The organism is Roseovarius salinarum (assembly GCF_002834145.1).
Lineage (GTDB): Bacteria > Pseudomonadota > Alphaproteobacteria > Rhodobacterales > Rhodobacteraceae > Roseovarius > Roseovarius salinarum.
In genome coordinates this window covers 248269-263809 of sequence record NZ_PHNT01000002.1, presented here as the reverse complement: position 1 = coordinate 263809, position 15541 = coordinate 248269, and the positions used below count along the sequence as shown (strand labels likewise).

At 69.7% G+C, this 15541-nt stretch carries 13 protein-coding genes; 6 read left to right on the top strand and 7 right to left on the bottom strand.

Annotated features, from left to right (window positions below; genetic code table 11):
- The first annotated feature begins 19 nt into the window (after window positions 1-19).
- The 4 genes from dctP to CEF10_RS04200 all read left to right on the top strand — a co-directional run bounded on the left by dctP (window position 20) and on the right by CEF10_RS04200 (window position 4817).
- Complete coding sequence (gene dctP, locus CEF10_RS04215) at window positions 20-1120, top strand: TRAP transporter substrate-binding protein DctP (protein ID WP_101066622.1); 1101 nt, start codon at window positions 20-22, stop codon at window positions 1118-1120.
- A 91-nt stretch (window positions 1121-1211) separates the two neighbouring features.
- A complete protein-coding gene (locus CEF10_RS04210; protein WP_101066619.1) occupies window positions 1212-2462 on the top strand; it encodes a TRAP transporter small permease subunit in 1251 nt (416 codons plus the stop codon).
- 3 nt (window positions 2463-2465) lie between these two features.
- Window positions 2466-3821 (top strand): TRAP transporter large permease, encoded by a 1356-nt coding sequence (locus CEF10_RS04205; protein WP_101066615.1) that lies wholly within the window; start codon window positions 2466-2468, stop codon window positions 3819-3821.
- Window positions 3822-3965: 144 nt separating this feature from the next.
- A complete protein-coding gene (locus CEF10_RS04200; RefSeq protein ID WP_101066698.1) occupies window positions 3966-4817 on the top strand; it encodes a bifunctional allantoicase/(S)-ureidoglycine aminohydrolase in 852 nt (283 codons plus the stop codon).
- Here the strand turns inward: CEF10_RS04200 and CEF10_RS04195 are convergent.
- Entirely contained in the window at window positions 4798-5295 is a 498-nt protein-coding gene (locus CEF10_RS04195; RefSeq protein WP_101066612.1) for an ureidoglycolate lyase, read from the bottom strand. The genes CEF10_RS04200 and CEF10_RS04195 overlap by 20 nt on opposite strands.
- Entirely contained in the window at window positions 5292-6707 is a 1416-nt protein-coding gene (gene puuE, locus CEF10_RS04190) for an allantoinase PuuE (RefSeq protein ID WP_101066609.1), read from the bottom strand. The genes CEF10_RS04195 and puuE overlap by 4 nt, the downstream gene beginning before the upstream one ends.
- Window positions 6708-6865: 158 nt before the next feature.
- Between puuE and uraH the strand changes: the two genes are divergently transcribed.
- Entirely contained in the window at window positions 6866-7225 is a 360-nt protein-coding gene (uraH, locus tag CEF10_RS04185) for a hydroxyisourate hydrolase (RefSeq protein ID WP_101066606.1), read from the top strand.
- A 14-nt stretch (window positions 7226-7239) separates the two neighbouring features.
- Here the strand turns inward: uraH and CEF10_RS04180 are convergent, their stop codons facing one another.
- Window positions 7240-8172 (bottom strand): LysR family transcriptional regulator, encoded by a 933-nt coding sequence (locus tag CEF10_RS04180; protein ID WP_101066603.1) that lies wholly within the window; start codon window positions 8170-8172, stop codon window positions 7240-7242.
- A 107-nt stretch (window positions 8173-8279) separates the two neighbouring features.
- On the opposite strand from CEF10_RS04180, the gene CEF10_RS04175 reads away from it, so the two are divergent.
- Entirely contained in the window at window positions 8280-9524 is a 1245-nt protein-coding gene (locus tag CEF10_RS04175; protein WP_101066600.1) for a urate hydroxylase PuuD, read from the top strand.
- Here CEF10_RS04175 and guaD read toward each other — a convergent pair.
- The 4 genes from guaD to xdhA are packed head-to-tail and all read right to left on the bottom strand — an operon-like array spanning window position 9521 to window position 15458.
- A complete protein-coding gene (gene guaD / locus CEF10_RS04170; protein ID WP_101066597.1) occupies window positions 9521-10825 on the bottom strand; it encodes a guanine deaminase in 1305 nt (434 codons plus the stop codon). The two genes, CEF10_RS04175 and guaD, sit on opposite strands and share 4 nt — an antisense overlap.
- Complete coding sequence (xdhC, locus tag CEF10_RS04165) at window positions 10818-11654, bottom strand: xanthine dehydrogenase accessory protein XdhC (RefSeq protein WP_101066595.1); 837 nt, start codon at window positions 11652-11654, stop codon at window positions 10818-10820. Before xdhC ends, guaD begins: the two co-directional genes overlap by 8 nt.
- Window positions 11651-14008 carry a xanthine dehydrogenase molybdopterin binding subunit gene (gene xdhB / locus CEF10_RS04160; protein WP_101066592.1) on the bottom strand — a complete coding sequence of 786 codons (2358 nt, stop codon included), beginning with the start codon at window positions 14006-14008 and terminating at the stop codon, window positions 11651-11653. Before xdhB ends, xdhC begins: the two co-directional genes overlap by 4 nt.
- Window positions 14001-15458, bottom strand: a complete 1458-nt coding sequence (xdhA, locus tag CEF10_RS04155) for a xanthine dehydrogenase small subunit (RefSeq protein ID WP_101066590.1) — start codon at window positions 15456-15458, stop codon at window positions 14001-14003. The genes xdhB and xdhA overlap by 8 nt, the downstream gene beginning before the upstream one ends.
- Between the last annotated feature and the right edge of the window lie 83 nt (window positions 15459-15541).

Here is a 15541-nt window from a genome sequence, read left to right as displayed (position 1 = left end):
TCGGCCGAAGGGAGGACCAATGACGAACAATCCGATTTCACGCCGCTCGGCACTGACCGGCATCGCGACGGCCGGCGCCGGCGCACTTGCGGCACCGGCCATCGCCACGGCGCAGGGCCAGACCACCACGTGGAAGATCCAGACATCCTGGCCCGGCGGCATCGGGCTTCAGATCTTCGAGGAGTGGGCGAACTCCATCGTCGAGAAGACGGGCGGCGAACTGGCGTTCGAACCCTTCGGCGCCAAGGATGTCGTGGGCGACTTCCAGCTCTATGACGCGGTCAAGAACGGCGTGCTCCAGGCCGTCAACCCGTTCACCATCTACGCGCAGGGCATCATCCCCGCGGCGATGTTCCTGACCAGCTATCCGCTGGGCCTGCGCAACCCGCACGAGTTCGACACCTTCTACTACGGCCTCGGCGGGCTGGAGATGGCGCGCGAGCTCTATGCCAAGCAGAACATGTATTTCGTCGGCCCCATCCACCACGGCCCCAACATCATCCACTCCAAGGTGCCGATCCGCTCGGTCGACGATTTCGCGGGCCGCAAGATGCGCGCGCCCGGCGGCATGGTGGCCGAGCTGTTCTCGGCGCTCGGCGCCAAGACGACGCTGCTGCCCGGCTCGGAAATCTTCCCGGCGCTGGAAAAGGGCACCATCGACGTGGCCGACTACGTCGGGCCGGCGGTGAACTACGCCCTCGGCTTCAGCCAGGTTACCGACTACATCTCGATGGGCCCGCCGGGCTTCATGTCGGTCTACCAGCCGGTCGACATCATGGACCTGACCGTGGGCATGGAGGCCTGGAACGCGCTTTCCGACGAGATGAAGCAGTTCGTCGAGATGGAGGTGCACAGCTACTCCGACATGCATCACGCCGCGATCCAGAAGGCGGACCAGGAGGCCTGGGACAAGTTCGAGGCCGACGGCGTCGAGGTCACGCGCCTGAGCCAGACCGACATCGAGATCATGACCGAGGTCGCGGTGCCGATCTGGTACAAGTACGCCAACCAGGACAAGGATGCCGCGCGCGTGTTCAAGACGCAGCTCGACTACATGATGTCCGGGTCGCTGGGCTATGTGACGCCCGACATGATCGAGGGGCAAGAGCTCAAGCTCTGATGCCTTCCGAGCATTTCGCCTGAAACCCCGCGCCCCCGGCCCGCCCCGGGGGCGCGGTCGCGATGCGACCTACCGCACGGACCCGAACCGCATGCCCAGCATAAACTTCATCCTACCGCACTGGCTCTATTGGGGCGCGCTCATCGTCTTTCCTCTTGTCGCCATGTTCATGGCGCGTCGCGGAACGACGCATGGGTATTCCCGGCCGATCGGCTACCTGATCCTGGTGACCGGCGGCCTACTGGGGCTGCACCGGCTTTACCTGCGCAACCTGTGGGGGCTGCTCTACCTGCCGCTTTTCTTCGCGATCCTGTTCGCCAACGCGCAGGGCCGCGATGCGCGCGAGCTGCACTCGGAGGCGTCCAACGTCGTCAAGAGTGCCCAGCGCACCATCGAGCGCCTCGAACCGAATGTGGACGGCGCCGACGAGAAGATCGCGGAGTTGCGTGCCCAGCTCGACGAGGCCGAGGAGGGCAGCTTCGGCGAGATCCGCGCCGAGCGCATGCTCGAAAAGGCCGAAACCGGCCTGGAAGAGGACACCGCGCGCCTCGAACAGGCCCGCGCGGACCTGCAGGCAACGAAGCCGGAGCTTGCCGATGCGCAGGCGGCGCGGGAATTGTGGACCAACGTGGCGTTCACCGCTTTTCTCCTGATCTGCGCGTTCATCCTGCTCGATGCCGTCCTGCTGCCGGCGATGGTGCGCACAGCCAACGAAAGGCTCGACGCCGCGCGCCCCGAGGCCGGTGCGCCGGGCAGCCTCGAGGCCATCGAGCACGCCGCCGAGAAGCGGCTGGACGAGGTCGAGGCCGACGAGGTTCAAAGCGACATGGCCCACATCGGCACGGGGTGGACCGGCGCGATCGACCGCCTGTCCTACTACGCCGGCGAATTCGTCAGCTACTGGGCCGTGATCGCGGTCTTCTGCTACTATTTCGAGGTGGTCGCGCGCTATGTCTTCAACTCGCCCACGATCTGGGTGCACGAGGGCATGTTCCTGATGTTCGGCATGCAGTACCTGATCGCGGGCGCCTATGCCGCGCTGACGGACGCGCACGTCAAGGTCGACGTGTTCTATGCCGAATGGTCGGCGCGCCGCAAGGCGGCCGTGGACCTCGTGACCTCGATCTTCTTTTTCATATTCGCAGGCACTCTGCTGGTGACGGGATGGATCTTCGCGATGGACGCCACGCGCGTCGGCGAGGTGTCCTTTTCCGAGTGGAAGATCGCCTACTGGCCCTTCAAGTGGGCCATCGCCGTGGGCGCGGTGCTGCTGATCCTGCAGGGGATCGCCAAGCTCGCCCGCGACGTCGCCGTCCTGCGCAACAGCTTCAAGGGAGCCTGACCCATGGGTCTCGAGATGGAAATCGGCTGGCTCACGGTCCTGATGTTCGGCAGCCTGATGGTGTTGCTGATGGCAGGGCTTCCGCTTGCCTTCGTGACCGGCGGCCTGGCCTGCGTGTTCCTGTTCATCCTGGGCGATGCGCAGACGCTGAACATCGTGCCGAGCCGGATCTTCCCGCTGATGACGAACTACCAGTTGTCGGCGATCCCGTTGTTCATCTTCCTCGCCGCGATGCTCGAGAGGGCGGGGATCATCAACGAGATGTTCGATGTCATCTACAAGCTGCTGGGCGGCGTGAAGGGCGGGCTGGCATCCGCGACGATCATCGCGTCGACGATCCTGGCCGCGATGGTCGGCGTGATCGGTGCCGCCGTGGTGACCATGGGCATCATCGCGCTGCCCGCGATGCTCAAGCGCAACTACAACCCCAAGATCGCCATGGGCTCGATCATGGCGGGCGGCACGCTGGGCATCCTGATCCCGCCGTCGATCCTGGCCATCATCTACGCCGTCGTCGCGGAACAGTCGGTGGGCGAATTGTTCATCGGGGCGGTGCTGCCGGGGCTGCTGCTGTCGGGGATGTACATTGCCTATGTCAGCATCATGTGCCTCGTCGACCCGGCCAAGGGGCCGCCGATCCCGGTGGAGGACCGCGTGAGCACGGTCGAGAAGCTGCGCCTGCTGGGCAACATGGCGGCGCCGCTGTCACTGATCGCGGTGGTGCTGGGCGTGATCTTCGCGGGCGTGGCCACCCCGGTGGAGGCCGCGGGCATCGGCACCTTCGGCGCCTTCATCGTCGCCGCGATCCACCGCAAGCTGAACTGGCCGACCGTGCGCGAGGCCTGCCTGACCACGCTCAAGGCCAGCGCGATGGTGATCTGGATCATGTTCGGCGCGACGATCTTCGTCGGGCTCTACGTGCTCGAGGGCGGACAGGAATTCGTCGAACAGACCATGACGGGGCTGGGCCTCGGCCCGTGGGGCATCCTGATCCTGATGCAGGTGCTGCTTGTCGCGCTTGGCATGTTCCTCGACTGGGTGGGCATCCTGCTGCTCGCGGTGCCGATCTTCGTGCCGATCGTGAAGGCGCTCGGGGCGGCGGCCTTCGGGCTGGGCGACGAGGGTGACCTGGTGCTGTGGTTCGGCGTGCTCTACCTTGTGAACATGCAGATGAGCTTCCTGTCGCCACCCTTCGGCTACGCGCTGTTCTACCTGCGCGGGGTGGCGCCGGCGGACATCCCGATGAGCGACATCTTCAAGTCCGCGCTGCCGTTCCTGTTCCTTCAGATCGTGGGGCTTGCCGTGTGCATGCTGTTTCCGCAGATCATCACCTGGTTACCCGAGATAGTATACGGCTAGATCCCGGCCGGCCGGCCGCACGCCGGCCGGCTTCGGGTTTTTCAAGGCACTCCTTCAGGGATTGCCGGGCATGATCGCCATTGGATCGCCGGGCCTGCGCCGTTTTCATGGGGCGCAGGCCCGGAATTTCGAATGGCGCACGCGATGTCGGACAGCCCATACCATCTGCCAGCCGGCGGCCTTCCGCCGCAGACGCAGCTCCTGACGGGCCGCGCGGCCTTCACCGAAAGCTACGCGGTGATCCCGGCCGGAACGCTTTCCGACATCGTGGCCAGCCGCCTGCCGTTCTGGCAGGACAGTCGTTTCTGGGTTCTGGCCCGGCCCCTGTCGGGGTTCGCCGAGACGTTTTCGCAATACCTGGCCGAGGTTCAGCCCGGCGGCGGCAGCGACTGCCCCGAAACCGCGACCGGCGTCGAGGCGGTACTGTTCGTGATGTCCGGCGAGGTGACGGTGACGATCGGCGCGGCACGGCACGTGTTGCGGCCGGGGGGGTATGCCTATCTGCCGCCCGGCGCGGACTGGCGGCTGCGCAACGACGGCGATACGCGCGCCGTGTTCCACTGGATCCGCAAGGCCTATTGCGCGGTGCCCGGTCTCGCGCCGCCGGAGGCTTTTGTCACCGAGGACGCCGCCGTCACGCCCGATCCGATGCCCGACACCGACGGCCGCTGGGCCACCAGCCGCTTCGTCGACCCCGACGACATGCGCCACGACATGCATGTGACCATCGTCACCCTGCAGCCGGGTGCCGTGATTCCCTTTGCCGAAACACACGTGATGGAACACGGCCTTTACGTGCTTTCGGGAAAGGCGGTCTACCGTCTCAACCAGGACTGGGTGGAGGTCGAGGCGGGCGATTTCATCTGGATGCGCGCCTTCTGCCCGCAGGCCTGTTACGCCGGCGGGCCGGGGCCGTTCCGCTATCTGCTCTACAAGGACGTGAACCGGCACATGCCGCTGGCCCCGCCCGGCACGGTCAGCCCCCCGGCACGGTGACCGTCAGCGGCCGCTCGAACCGGTGCTCCTCAAGGTTGTCGCCCGGGCCGATCCGATCGATCACCGCGTAAAGCCCGCTTGGCCCCAGCGGCGCCAGAACGCCGTGCCAGACGCCGCGCAACAGGTTCACGCCCTGGGTTGACGCCGTGATGAAGGCCGCTGGCGGGCCGGGTGCGCCGCCCGCGTCCTCGGCCACGACGACCAGCATGGGCACGCCGTTCAACGGCAGGAACGCCTGGCTGCCCAGTGGGTGCCGCTCCATCATCGCCAGGGCCAGCGGCGGATCGAAGCCGTCCGACTCGAACAGGCTGAGGCCGGCGCGCCCGTCGCCGAAATCCAGACGCGCAAGATCGTGGTAGCGCCCGCAGCGTCCGCCATTGACAAGGGCGTCCGGCGCGCCTTCGGCCGCGATCACGTCGCCGTAGGGCCTGAAGGCGACGCCGTCGATGGGGCGGGCGTGCAGGGGCGCGGCGGTCATGGAAGCATGTCCCTCAGCCGCCACAGCGCGATCCGTTCCACCTGCCGGCAGGCCTCGGCGCGTTCGGTGGCGGTGTCGTTGTCGAGCCGGGCGCGGAAGGCCCGCAGGATGCCGGGCGTGTCATGATCCCGCACCGCGATGATGAATGGAAAGCCGTGTTTCTGAATATAGGCGCCGTTGAGCCGCTCGAACTCGGCGCGCTCGGCATCGGTCAGCGCGTCCAGCCCCGCGCCCGCCTGTTCGGCGGCGCTTTCCGGGGTCAGCCGGCGGGCCGCCGCCAGCTTGCCGGCAAGGTCGGGGTGGGCGCGCAGCACCCCCAGCCGGGCATCTTCGCCCGCGCGGCGGAAGACGCGGCACAGCGCGTTGTGCACGCCGTCGGCGCAATCATGCGCGGGGCCGAGTTCCAGGTCGAAGGCGCGCTCCGCGATCCAGGGGGCCGATTCGAAAACGCCGCCGAAACGCGAGACGAAAGCGGCGCGACTCATCTCGCTGGGCCGCTCGACCGGGGCAGGCGGGTGGACCTGCGCCCAGTGCCGCGCGATGTCGATGCGCCGCGGGCACCACGCGCCGCCCGCTGCCATGACGTGGTCGACAAACCGTTTCACCCCCGCGACGCGCCCCGGCCGTCCGGCGAGCCGGCAGTGCAGGCCGACGCTCATCATCCGGGGCCGGCCGTCGGCCCCTTCGGCGTGCAGCGTGTCGAAGGTATCGCGCAGGTAGGCAAAGAACTGCTCGCCCGTGGCAAAGCCCGGCGCGGTGGCAAGGCGCATGTCGTTGGCGTCCAGCGTGTAGGGGATGACGAGCTGGTCGCGCCCGGAAAGCTGCCGCCAGTAGGGCAGGTCGTCGTCGTAGGCGTCCGACAGGTAGTCGAAGCCGCCGTGCTCGGCCGCCAGCCGCAGCGTGTTCTCGCTGCATCGGCCGGTGTACCAGCCCCGCGGGGCCGTGCCCACGACCTCGGTGTGCAGCCGCACGGCGTCGGCGATGGCCGCGCGTTCCTCGTCCTCGGCCATGTCGGCGTGTTCGATCCACTTCAGCCCGTGGCAGGCGATTTCCCAGTCCGCCTCGGTCATCGCGGCCACGGCCTCGGGGTTGCGGGCCAGCGCGGTTGCCACGCCGAAGACGGTCACCGGGACACCGGCGCCGGTGAACAGACGGTGCAGGCGCCAGAAACCGGCCCGTGCGCCGTAGTCGTAAAGCGATTCCATGTTGTGATGCCGCCGCCCCGGCCAGGGGTGCGCGCCGGGGATGTCCGACAGGAAGGCCTCCGAGGCGGAATCACCGTGCAACAGGCACATCTCGCCGCCTTCCTCGTAATTGACGACGAACTGAACCGCCACGCGCGCGCCGCCGGGCCATGCCGCGTCGGGCGGGGTGCGGCCATAACCGCGCAAGTCGCGCCCGTATCGTGTCATCGCGCCCTCCTGCCTGCCTTGGCCCCCGTGATACCCCGGAACGGCGCGGGATGCCCTTCGGCAATTCCTGAAGGTGCATTCGCGCGGTCCGGCCTCTCGCCACGGCGGCGCAGGCGGCATATAACGGGCGAAGGCGCGATCACCGCAAAGGGGGCGAGATGGCGGGATACCTGACCACCCACGTTCTGGACACCGCCCGCGGCCGGCCCGCCGCCGGCATGACCGTGGAACTTTACCGTATCGAGGACGAAGGCGGGGGCCGGGTGTTCCTGCGCGCGCTGGCCACCAACGCCGACGGGCGCACCGACGGCCCGATCCTGCCGGAGGCCGAATTCGTTCCGGGCACCTACGAGCTGGTGTTTCATGCCGGTGCCTACCTCGACCCCCACATAACCGACGCGCCGGTGCCGCGGTTCCTCGACGAGATACCGATCCGCTTCGGCATGGCCGAGGCCGTGCATTACCACGTGCCGTTGTTGCTGTCGCCCTACGGGTATTCGACCTACCGCGGCAGCTGAGGCGCGGGCGGGCGTCATGGCGCCGGGGTGGGCGCCGCCGCTTCGCCGGACAGCGCCTCGCGGATGCGCGCAACCATGTAGTCGATGAAAAGCCGCGCCTTCGGGTCCTGCCGCCGGCGGTGGGTATAAAGGCAGGCCAGTTGCACCGGCACCGGCGGCGTCCGGTCCAGCACCGGCACCAGCGCGCCGGAGGCAAGGTGCTCGGACACCTCGAAATGCGGCTTGAGAACGATGCCGTGCCCGCCGAGCGCCCATGCGGTCAGCACGTCGCCGTGGTCGCACTCGAACGGCCCGGACACCGGCACGCGTCGCACGCCCTCGTCCGTTTGCAACGGCCACTGGAACTCTGGCGCACCGGGATAGCGCAGGTTCAGGCAGGCGTGGTCGTCGCCCTTCAGGCTGTCGGGGCTGTCCGGGTGGCCGCGCCGCGAAAGGTAGGCCGGTGCGGCGCACAGCACCCGGCGGCAGTCGGCGATCTTCCGGATGCGCAGCGTGGAATCCTCGGGCAGACCAAGGATGAAGGCGGCGTCCAGCCCCTCGGCCGCGAGATCAAGCTTGCGGTCGGACAGCCGCAGGCGGATGTCGATCAGGGGGTAGGCCTCCTTGAACCCCGGCACGGCGGGCGCGATGATCCGCTGGCCCAGCCCGAGCGGCGCGGCGACATGCAGCGTGCCGCGCGGCGTGTGGGTGACCGAGCTGACCTCGGCCTCGGCCTCGGTCACCGATTCGAGGATCTTGCAGGCGCCGTGGTAGAACAGCCGCCCCTGTTCGGTGGGGTTCAGCCGACGCGTGGTGCGCTGGAACAACCGCACGTCGAGGTGATCCTCGAGCTGGGCGATCCGGGCCGAGGCAACGGCGGCCGAGATCCGCTGGTCGCGGGCGGCCGCCGACATGCTGCCCAGTTCGAACACCCGCACGAAGGTGCGCACGTTGTCGAGATAGGCCATGGGCGACTTTCAGTTCCTGTTTGAAGCAGCTAGGGTTTTTTAACCGATAACGGACAATCGAACGGCGCGCTAGGGTCGCGCCCGGCGCGACGGCACCGGAGGACGCAATGCTTGACCCCGCGATCATCTGGGACTGGCTCGGCCTGTTGCTGCGCTGGTTCCACGTCGTCGCAGGTATCGCCTGGATCGGCTCGTCCTTCTATTTCATCGCGCTGGACCTTGGCCTGCGCGACGCGCCGGACCTGCCCGCGGGCGCCCACGGCGAGGAATGGCAGGTTCACGGCGGCGGCTTCTACCACATCCGCAAGTACCTGGTCGCGCCCGACCGGCTGCCCGCGCATCTGACGTGGTTCAAGTGGGAAAGCTACGCCACCTGGCTGTCGGGCATGGCGATGCTCGCCGTGATCTACTGGGCGGGCGCGGAGCTTTACCTGATCGCCCCCGCGAAGGCCGATCTGGCGGTCTGGCAGGCCGTTGCGCTTTCCGCGGGCGTGCTGGTGGCGGGGTGGGGCGCCTACGACCTGCTGTGCCGGTCGGGGTTGGCCCGGCAACCCGGCTGGTTGATGGCGCTGCTGTTCGCGGGTCTGGTGGTGTTGGCCTGGGGCCTGGTGCAGGTCTTCACCGGGCGCGCGGCGCTTCTGCACCTGGGCGCGGTGACGGCCACGATCATGTCGGCCAACGTCTTTCTCGTCATCATTCCCAACCAGAAACGCGTCACAGCCGACCTGCGCGCGGGACGTCAGCCCGACCCGGCGCTGGGGAAGGCGGCGAAGCTGCGCTCGACCCACAACAACTACCTCACGCTTCCGGTGCTCTTCCTGATGCTGAGCAACCATTACCCGCTGGTCTTTGCAACGCCGTACAACTGGGCCATCGCCGCGCTGACCTTCCCGGTGGGGGCTCTGATCCGGCACTATTTCAACGCGCGGCACGCGGGCGCGGGCAACCCGGTCTGGACATGGGGCGCCGCCGCCGCGCTGGTGCTGGTCGCCATGTGGCTGTCCGCCCGGCCGGTGGCCGAGGCGGACCCCGAGGCTGACACGGCAACGGCCGCACCACGGTTCGCCGCGGCCGAGGGGTTCGATCAGGTGACGGGGATCGTGCAGACGCGCTGCGCCATGTGCCACGCGCGGGACCCGCTCTGGCCGGGGCTGCGCCATGCGCCCAGGGGCGTGGTGCTGGAGACGCCCGCGCAGGTGGCGGCGCAGGCGCGCGCCATCTACCTGCAATCGGGGCGCAGCCGGGCGATGCCGCCGGCCAACCTAACGGCGCTCGCGCCCGAAGAACGCCGGGCGATCCGTGACTGGTACCGGGCCGCCGACGCGGCGCCATGGCGGCTGGCCGGGCGCTAGTCGCCCCAGTTCCACGGCCGGCCGGCAAGATAGACCTGCGCCACCGCCCGGTCGTCGCCCAGCGTCTGCAGCACGAACAACTCCTCGGCCAGCGTCTCGACCCGCTCCATGCGCCGCGCCATCGCGGGGGTGGCGCGCGCATCCAGCACGACGACATCCGCCTCGCTGCCCGGCTCGAGCGTGCCGATGCGATCCTCGAGTCCCAGCGCCACCGCGTTGCCCCGCGTGATCCAGTGGAAGGCGCGCAGCGGGTCCAGCGTCTGCCCCCGAAGCTGCAGGACCTTGTAGCCCTCGGCCAGCGTGGCCAGCATGGAATAGCCCGTGCCGCCGCCCACGTCGGTGGCAATTGCGTTGACCAGCCCCGCGCGCCGCAGGCCGGCGTCATCGAACAGCCCGCTTCCCAGGAACAGGTTGGAGGTGGGGCAGAACACCGGCTTCGCCCCCGCCTCGGCCAGCGCCGAGACCTCGCGCGCCGACAGGTGCAGGCAGTGGCCCAGCAGGCTGCGCGGCCCCAGCAGCCCCCGGCTTTCGTAGATGTGGGTATAGTCACGGGTGTCGGGGAAAAGCTCCGCGGCCAGCGCGACCTCGTCGTGATTTTCCGACAGGTGGGTCTGCAAGTAGCAGTCGGGATGCTCCGCCAGCAGGGCGCCCGCGGCGTCGAGTTGCGCATCCGTCGAGGTGATCGCGAAGCGCGGGGTGACGGCATAGGCCAGCCGCCCGTGCCCGTGCCAGCGCGCGATCAGGTCCCCGGACTCGTCATACCCCCGCTGCGCGGTGTCGCGCAGCCCCTCGGGGGCGTTGCGGTCCATCATGACCTTGCCCGCGATCAGCCGCATGTCGCGCCGCGCGGCCTCCGCGAACAGCGCCTCGGCGGATTGAGGATGGACCGAGCAATAAGCCGCAGCCGTCGTGGTGCCGTGGCTCAGCAAAAGGTCCAGGAACCGCGGCGCCATCGCCCGCGCGTGGGCCGCCTCGGCAAAACGCATTTCCTCTGGAAAGGTATAGGTGTTCAGCCAGTCCAGAAGCTGCGCGCCCCATGAGGCGATCACCTGCACCTGCGGGAAATGGATGTGCGGGTCGATGAACCCCGCGCTCAAAAGATGTGGGCGGTGGTCAGTCCGGGGCACGTCGCCCGCTTGCGCGGCCACCCCGGTGTAATCGCCCATGGCCGCGATCCTGCCGCCGTCGATCAGGATCGCACCGTCGGCGTGATACGCCAGCGCGGCCGTATCCGACGGCCCTTCCGGTTCACGCCGGAACGACAGGACGCGGCCACGCAGCAACCGTGCGGTGTCAGCCATCGGCCGCCATCCCCTTCGCGCCGGCCTCCGACCGGCCGGCCAGCGCTGCCATGACCTCCGCCGCGGTGGCCACCGCGATCGCCTCGGGCCGCTTGTCCGATCCCGCCGCGGTGCCGATCGGGCAGGTCAGGCCGTCGAGGTTCGACCCCGCCGCGCGGTCCCGGTGCCAGCTTTCGAAACGCGCCCGCTTGGTGGCGGAGCCGACAAGCCCGACATAGCGCGCGTCGCGCCGCTCCAACGCGGCAGTCGCAAGAAGGAAATCCAGCGCGTGATCGTGGGTGAGCACCACGAAGGCCGCGCCGGCGGGGGCCCCGGTGATCTCCGCCTCGGGCAGGGCGGTCAGCCGTGTCTGCACCGCCGCGTCCACGCACGCGATCTGCTCGGCGCGGTCGTCCACGACCGTGCAGGCAAGCGGCAGGTGCTGAAGATGCCGGGCCAGGGCCCGGCCAACGTGGCCCGCCCCCATGATCAGGACACGGGGCAGGGCGGCGGCGGCTTGCCGCGCCCGTTCGACGGCGGCCGCGCGTGCGGACGCGTCGAGGCGGACCAGCGACAGGCTCACGCGCCCGCCGCAGCACTGGCCGAGGTCGGGACCGAGGGCGACCGCCATATCGCGCGATCCCGCCCCGTCCGCGAGCAGGTCGCGCGCCGCGGCGATGGCCTCGTACTCGAGCCGTCCGCCGCCGATGGTGCCCAGGCAGGCGTCCGCGGCCACGATCATGTCCGTGCCCGCGCCGCGCGGGGCCGACCCGGCGGTCTGCGTCACGCTGACCTGCACGCAGTCGGGGTGGGCGGCGAAGAACGCCCCGAGGGTGTCGGGCGCGATCATGCGGGCGCCTCCTTCCGGCGCTGCATGCGTTCCACCGCCATCAGCACGCGCTCCGGCGTGGCCGGCACATCGAGACGCGGGCATTCGCTGTAGTCCGCCACGCTGGCGACTGCCATCGAGATCGCCTCGAGCACGGAGACGGCCAGCATGAAGGGCGGCTCGCCCACGGCCTTGGAGCGCCTGATGGTCGGTTCGCGGTTCTCGGACCAGTCGGCCAGCGTCACGTTGAATTCCCGCGGCATGTCCGACGCCAGCGGGATCTTGTAAGTGGACGGCGCGTGCGTGCGCAGGCGGCCCTCGTCGTCCCACCACAACTCCTCGCTCGTCAGCCAGCCCATGCCCTGCACGAACCCGCCCTCGACCTGCCCGCGGTCCACCGCCGGGTTCAGCGACCGGCCCGCGTCGTGCAGGATGTCGGCGCGCGCGACACGGTATTCGCCCGTCAGCGTGTCGACCTCGACCTCGGAACAGGCCACGCCATAGGCGAAGTAGTAGAAGGGCCGCCCCTTGCCCGACGCCCTGTCCCAGTGGATCTCGGGCGTCTTGTAGAACCCGGCAGCCGAGAGGTGCACCCGCGCCTTGTAGGCGCGGCGCACCAGCGTGTCGAATTCGACGATGCGGTCGCCCACGGCCACGCCGGCGCGCGTGAAGCGCACGTCCTCGGGGGCCACCTGCCATGTCTCGGCAGCAAAGGCGCGCAGGCGCGTCTTGATCTGCTCGGCCGCGTCGAGCGCGGCCATGCCGTTGAGGTCGGATCCGCTGGAGGCGGCGGTCGCCGAGGTGTTGGGGACCTTGTCGGTGGCGGTGGCGGTGATCTTCACCCGCGCGATCCCGACGCCGAAGGCGTCCGCCACCACCTGCGCGACCTTCACGTGAAGGCCCTGGCCCATCTCGGTGCCGCCGTGGTTGAGCTGGATCGAACCGTCGCTGTAGACATGGACCAGCGCGCCCGCCTGGTTGTACCACGTCGCGGTGAAGGAGATGCCGAACTTGACCGGCGTCAGCGCGATGCCCCGCCGGATCACGCCACCGCGCGCGTTGTGATCCAGGATCGCCTTCCGGCGCGCGCCATAACCGGCGCCGCGTTCCAGTTCCTCGGTCAGGCGGGGCAGGATGTTGTCCTCGACCGTCTGGTGATAGGGGGTGACGTCGCGCCCGTCGTCCGCGTCGCCGTAATAGTTCGCCTTGCGCACGTCCAGCGGGTCGCGCCCCAGCACATAGGCGATTTCCTCGATCATGCGCTCGGCCACCACCAGCCCCTGTGGTCCGCCGAAGCCGCGGAAGGCGGTGTTCGAGACGGTGTTGGTCTTCTGCGGGCGGCTTTCGAGCCGCACGGCGGGATAGAAATAGGCGTTGTCGGCATGAAACAGCGCGCGGTCGGTGACCGGCCCGGACAGGTCGGCCGAAAAGCCGCAGCGTGCCGCGAAGGTGCCGTCGACGCCCGTGATCCGGCCGTCGTCGTCGAAGCCCACGTCGTAGTCCGCCACGAAATCGTGCCGCTTTCCGGTGGCGATCATGTCCTGGTCGCGGTCGGGGCGGATCTTGACCGGCCGGCCCCAGCGCCGCGCGGCCAGCGCGGCCACCGCGCAGAACAGGGTCATCTGCGTTTCCTTGCCGCCGAAACCGCCGCCCATGCGCCGCACCTGCACCGTCACGGCGCTGGCCGGCAGGCCCAGCACGCCGGCCACCATGTGCTGCACCTCGCTGGGATGCTGGGTGGAGCTGTGGACGAACATGTCGCCGTCTTCGCCGGGCAGGGCGACCGCCACCTGGCCTTCGAGGTACATGTGGTCCTGCCCGCCGATCGTCATCCGCCCGGCGATGCGGTGCGGCGCCTGCGCCAGTGCGGCAGCGGCGTCGCCGCGCGCCAGCGTCAGCGGCTCCGTCACCAGCGGGTAGCCCGCCCGTCGCGCGGCATCCACGTCGCAGGCATGGGGCAGCACCTCGTGGTCGATCCGGGCCAGCCCTGCCGCCCGCCGCGCGGCGTCGCGGGTTGCGGCGACCACCGCGAAAACCGGCTGGCCGTGGTATTCGACCTCGGCTTCGGGGAACACCGGGTCGTCGCCGCGCCCCGTCGGGCTGATGTCGTTGCGGCCGGGAATGTCCGCGGCGGTGAGCACGCCCACCACGCCCGGCGCGGCGCGCACCGCCGACAGGTCCATCGCGCGGATGCGGCCGCGGGCCACCTCCGCCGTGCCGAGGTAGGCATGCAGCGTGCCCTCGGGCAGGGCGACATCGTCGGTGTACCGCGCCCGCCCCGTGACATGCTTGGCCGCGCTGTCGTGGGCCAGCGGTCCGTGTGCGGCATCATCGGCCACCCGGCCGGCACGGTATTCCGGCTTGCCCTCAGGCATGGGCGAGCCTGGCGGTTTCGCCGTTCTGTTCCAGCACGAAACGATGCAACAGGTTCTGCGCGGCCCGCATGCGGTAGTGCGCGGTGGCGCGCCAGTCGGTGATGGGGGCGAAATCCCCGGCCAGCGCCGCCGCGGCGGCATGGGCCGTGGCCGGCGTCAGGGGCCGGCCCGTCAGCGCGGCCTCGGCACGGGGCGCGCGACGCGGGGTCGCCGCCATGCCGCCGAAGGCAAGGCGCGCGGCGCCGATCATATCGTCGCCGCCCATGGTCACGCTGATCCCCGCGGCGAGGGCCGAGATATCCTCGTCCCGGCGCTTGGAGATCTTGCAGGCCGCATCGCGCTGGGCCGGCGCGGGGCAGGGGACGTGGATCGCCTCGACGAACTCGCCCGGCCGCCGGTCCTGCGTCCCGTAGTCGATGAAGAAGCTCTCCAGCGGCATCGTCCGCCGGCTGTCGCCCTGCCGCAGGGTGAGCGTGGCGCCCAGCGCGATCAGGGCGGGCGGCATGTCGCCGATGGGCGAACCGTTGGCGATGTTGCCGCCCACCGTGCCCATGGCACGGATCTGCGCGCCGCCGATCCGGTGAAGGTAGGCATCCAGGTGCGGAAAGACCCCGGCCAGCGGCCCGAGTGCATCGGCGTAGCTGACGCCGGCGCCCAGCGTGATGCCGTCCGCGTCGGTCTCGATCCGCCGCAGGTCATCCAGACCGCCGACAAAGACCGCCGGCGCGATCTCGCGCAGCTCCTTGGTGACCCACAGCCCCACGTCGGTGCCCCCCGCCACGAGCGTGGCCCTGGGGTGGTCTTCAAGAACCCGGGCCAGATCGTCGGCGTCGGCGGGGACGATCGCGGGGGCCTCCGGCGGGCCGGCTGTGACGCGCGCGCCGTCGCGCAACGCGGCGAGCCGGGTTGCCATCGCGGCCCGGCCGCGCACCAGCGGATCGTCTTGCGGCGTGCCGTGGTCACCGGCCGCCCGTGCCGCGCGCAGGATCGGCGCGTAGCCGGTGCAGCGGCACAGGTTGCCCTGAAGCGCGGTTTCCACCTGCCGGTCGGTGGGCGCGGGCGTTTCCATCCAGAGCGCGGCAAGCGCCATGACGATCCCGGGCGTGCAGAAACCGCACTGGCTGCCGTGGTGATCGACCATCGCCTGTTGTACCGGATGCAGCGGGCCGTCGGGCGCCGAAAGGTGTTCGACCGTGACGACATGGCAGCCGTCGAGCGACGCAAGCAACCGGATGCAGGCGGTGACGGGCGCGTAGCGCAACGAGCCATCGCGCAACTCGCCCACCAGCACGGTACAGGCGCCGCAGTCGCCCTCGGCGCAGCCTTCCTTGGTGCCGGTCAGGCCGCGCCGCAGCCGCAGGAAATCAAGCAGCGTGTCGGTCGCGCGCAACTCGCCCGCGGCCACGTCGGTTTCGTTGAGCACGAACCGTATTTCCTCGCGCGCATGCATCGGCGCAGGCCTCCCAGGTCGCCGGCGGATCGTCCGCCTGTCGCCGGCACCCAGTCTAGGGGTGGCGGTCGGACGGGTATACG

Coding starts and splice junctions, on each gene's coding strand:
- xdhA (WP_101066590.1), bottom strand. CDS start 15,458: ATGCATGCGCGCGAGGAAATACGGTTCGTGCTCAACGAAACCGACGTG.
- uraH (WP_101066606.1), top strand. CDS start 6,866: ATGGCGGGATACCTGACCACCCACGTTCTGGACACCGCCCGCGGCCGG.
- guaD (WP_101066597.1), bottom strand. CDS start 10,825: ATGGCTGACACCGCACGGTTGCTGCGTGGCCGCGTCCTGTCGTTCCGG.
- puuE (WP_101066609.1), bottom strand. CDS start 6,707: ATGACACGATACGGGCGCGACTTGCGCGGTTATGGCCGCACCCCGCCC.
- CEF10_RS04200 (WP_101066698.1), top strand. CDS start 3,966: ATGTCGGACAGCCCATACCATCTGCCAGCCGGCGGCCTTCCGCCGCAG.
- xdhB (WP_101066592.1), bottom strand. CDS start 14,008: ATGCCTGAGGGCAAGCCGGAATACCGTGCCGGCCGGGTGGCCGATGAT.
- CEF10_RS04175 (WP_101066600.1), top strand. CDS start 8,280: ATGCTTGACCCCGCGATCATCTGGGACTGGCTCGGCCTGTTGCTGCGC.
- dctP (WP_101066622.1), top strand. CDS start 20: ATGACGAACAATCCGATTTCACGCCGCTCGGCACTGACCGGCATCGCG.
- CEF10_RS04195 (WP_101066612.1), bottom strand. CDS start 5,295: ATGACCGCCGCGCCCCTGCACGCCCGCCCCATCGACGGCGTCGCCTTC.
- CEF10_RS04210 (WP_101066619.1), top strand. CDS start 1,212: ATGCCCAGCATAAACTTCATCCTACCGCACTGGCTCTATTGGGGCGCG.
- CEF10_RS04205 (WP_101066615.1), top strand. CDS start 2,466: ATGGGTCTCGAGATGGAAATCGGCTGGCTCACGGTCCTGATGTTCGGC.
- xdhC (WP_101066595.1), bottom strand. CDS start 11,654: ATGATCGCGCCCGACACCCTCGGGGCGTTCTTCGCCGCCCACCCCGAC.
- CEF10_RS04180 (WP_101066603.1), bottom strand. CDS start 8,172: ATGGCCTATCTCGACAACGTGCGCACCTTCGTGCGGGTGTTCGAACTG.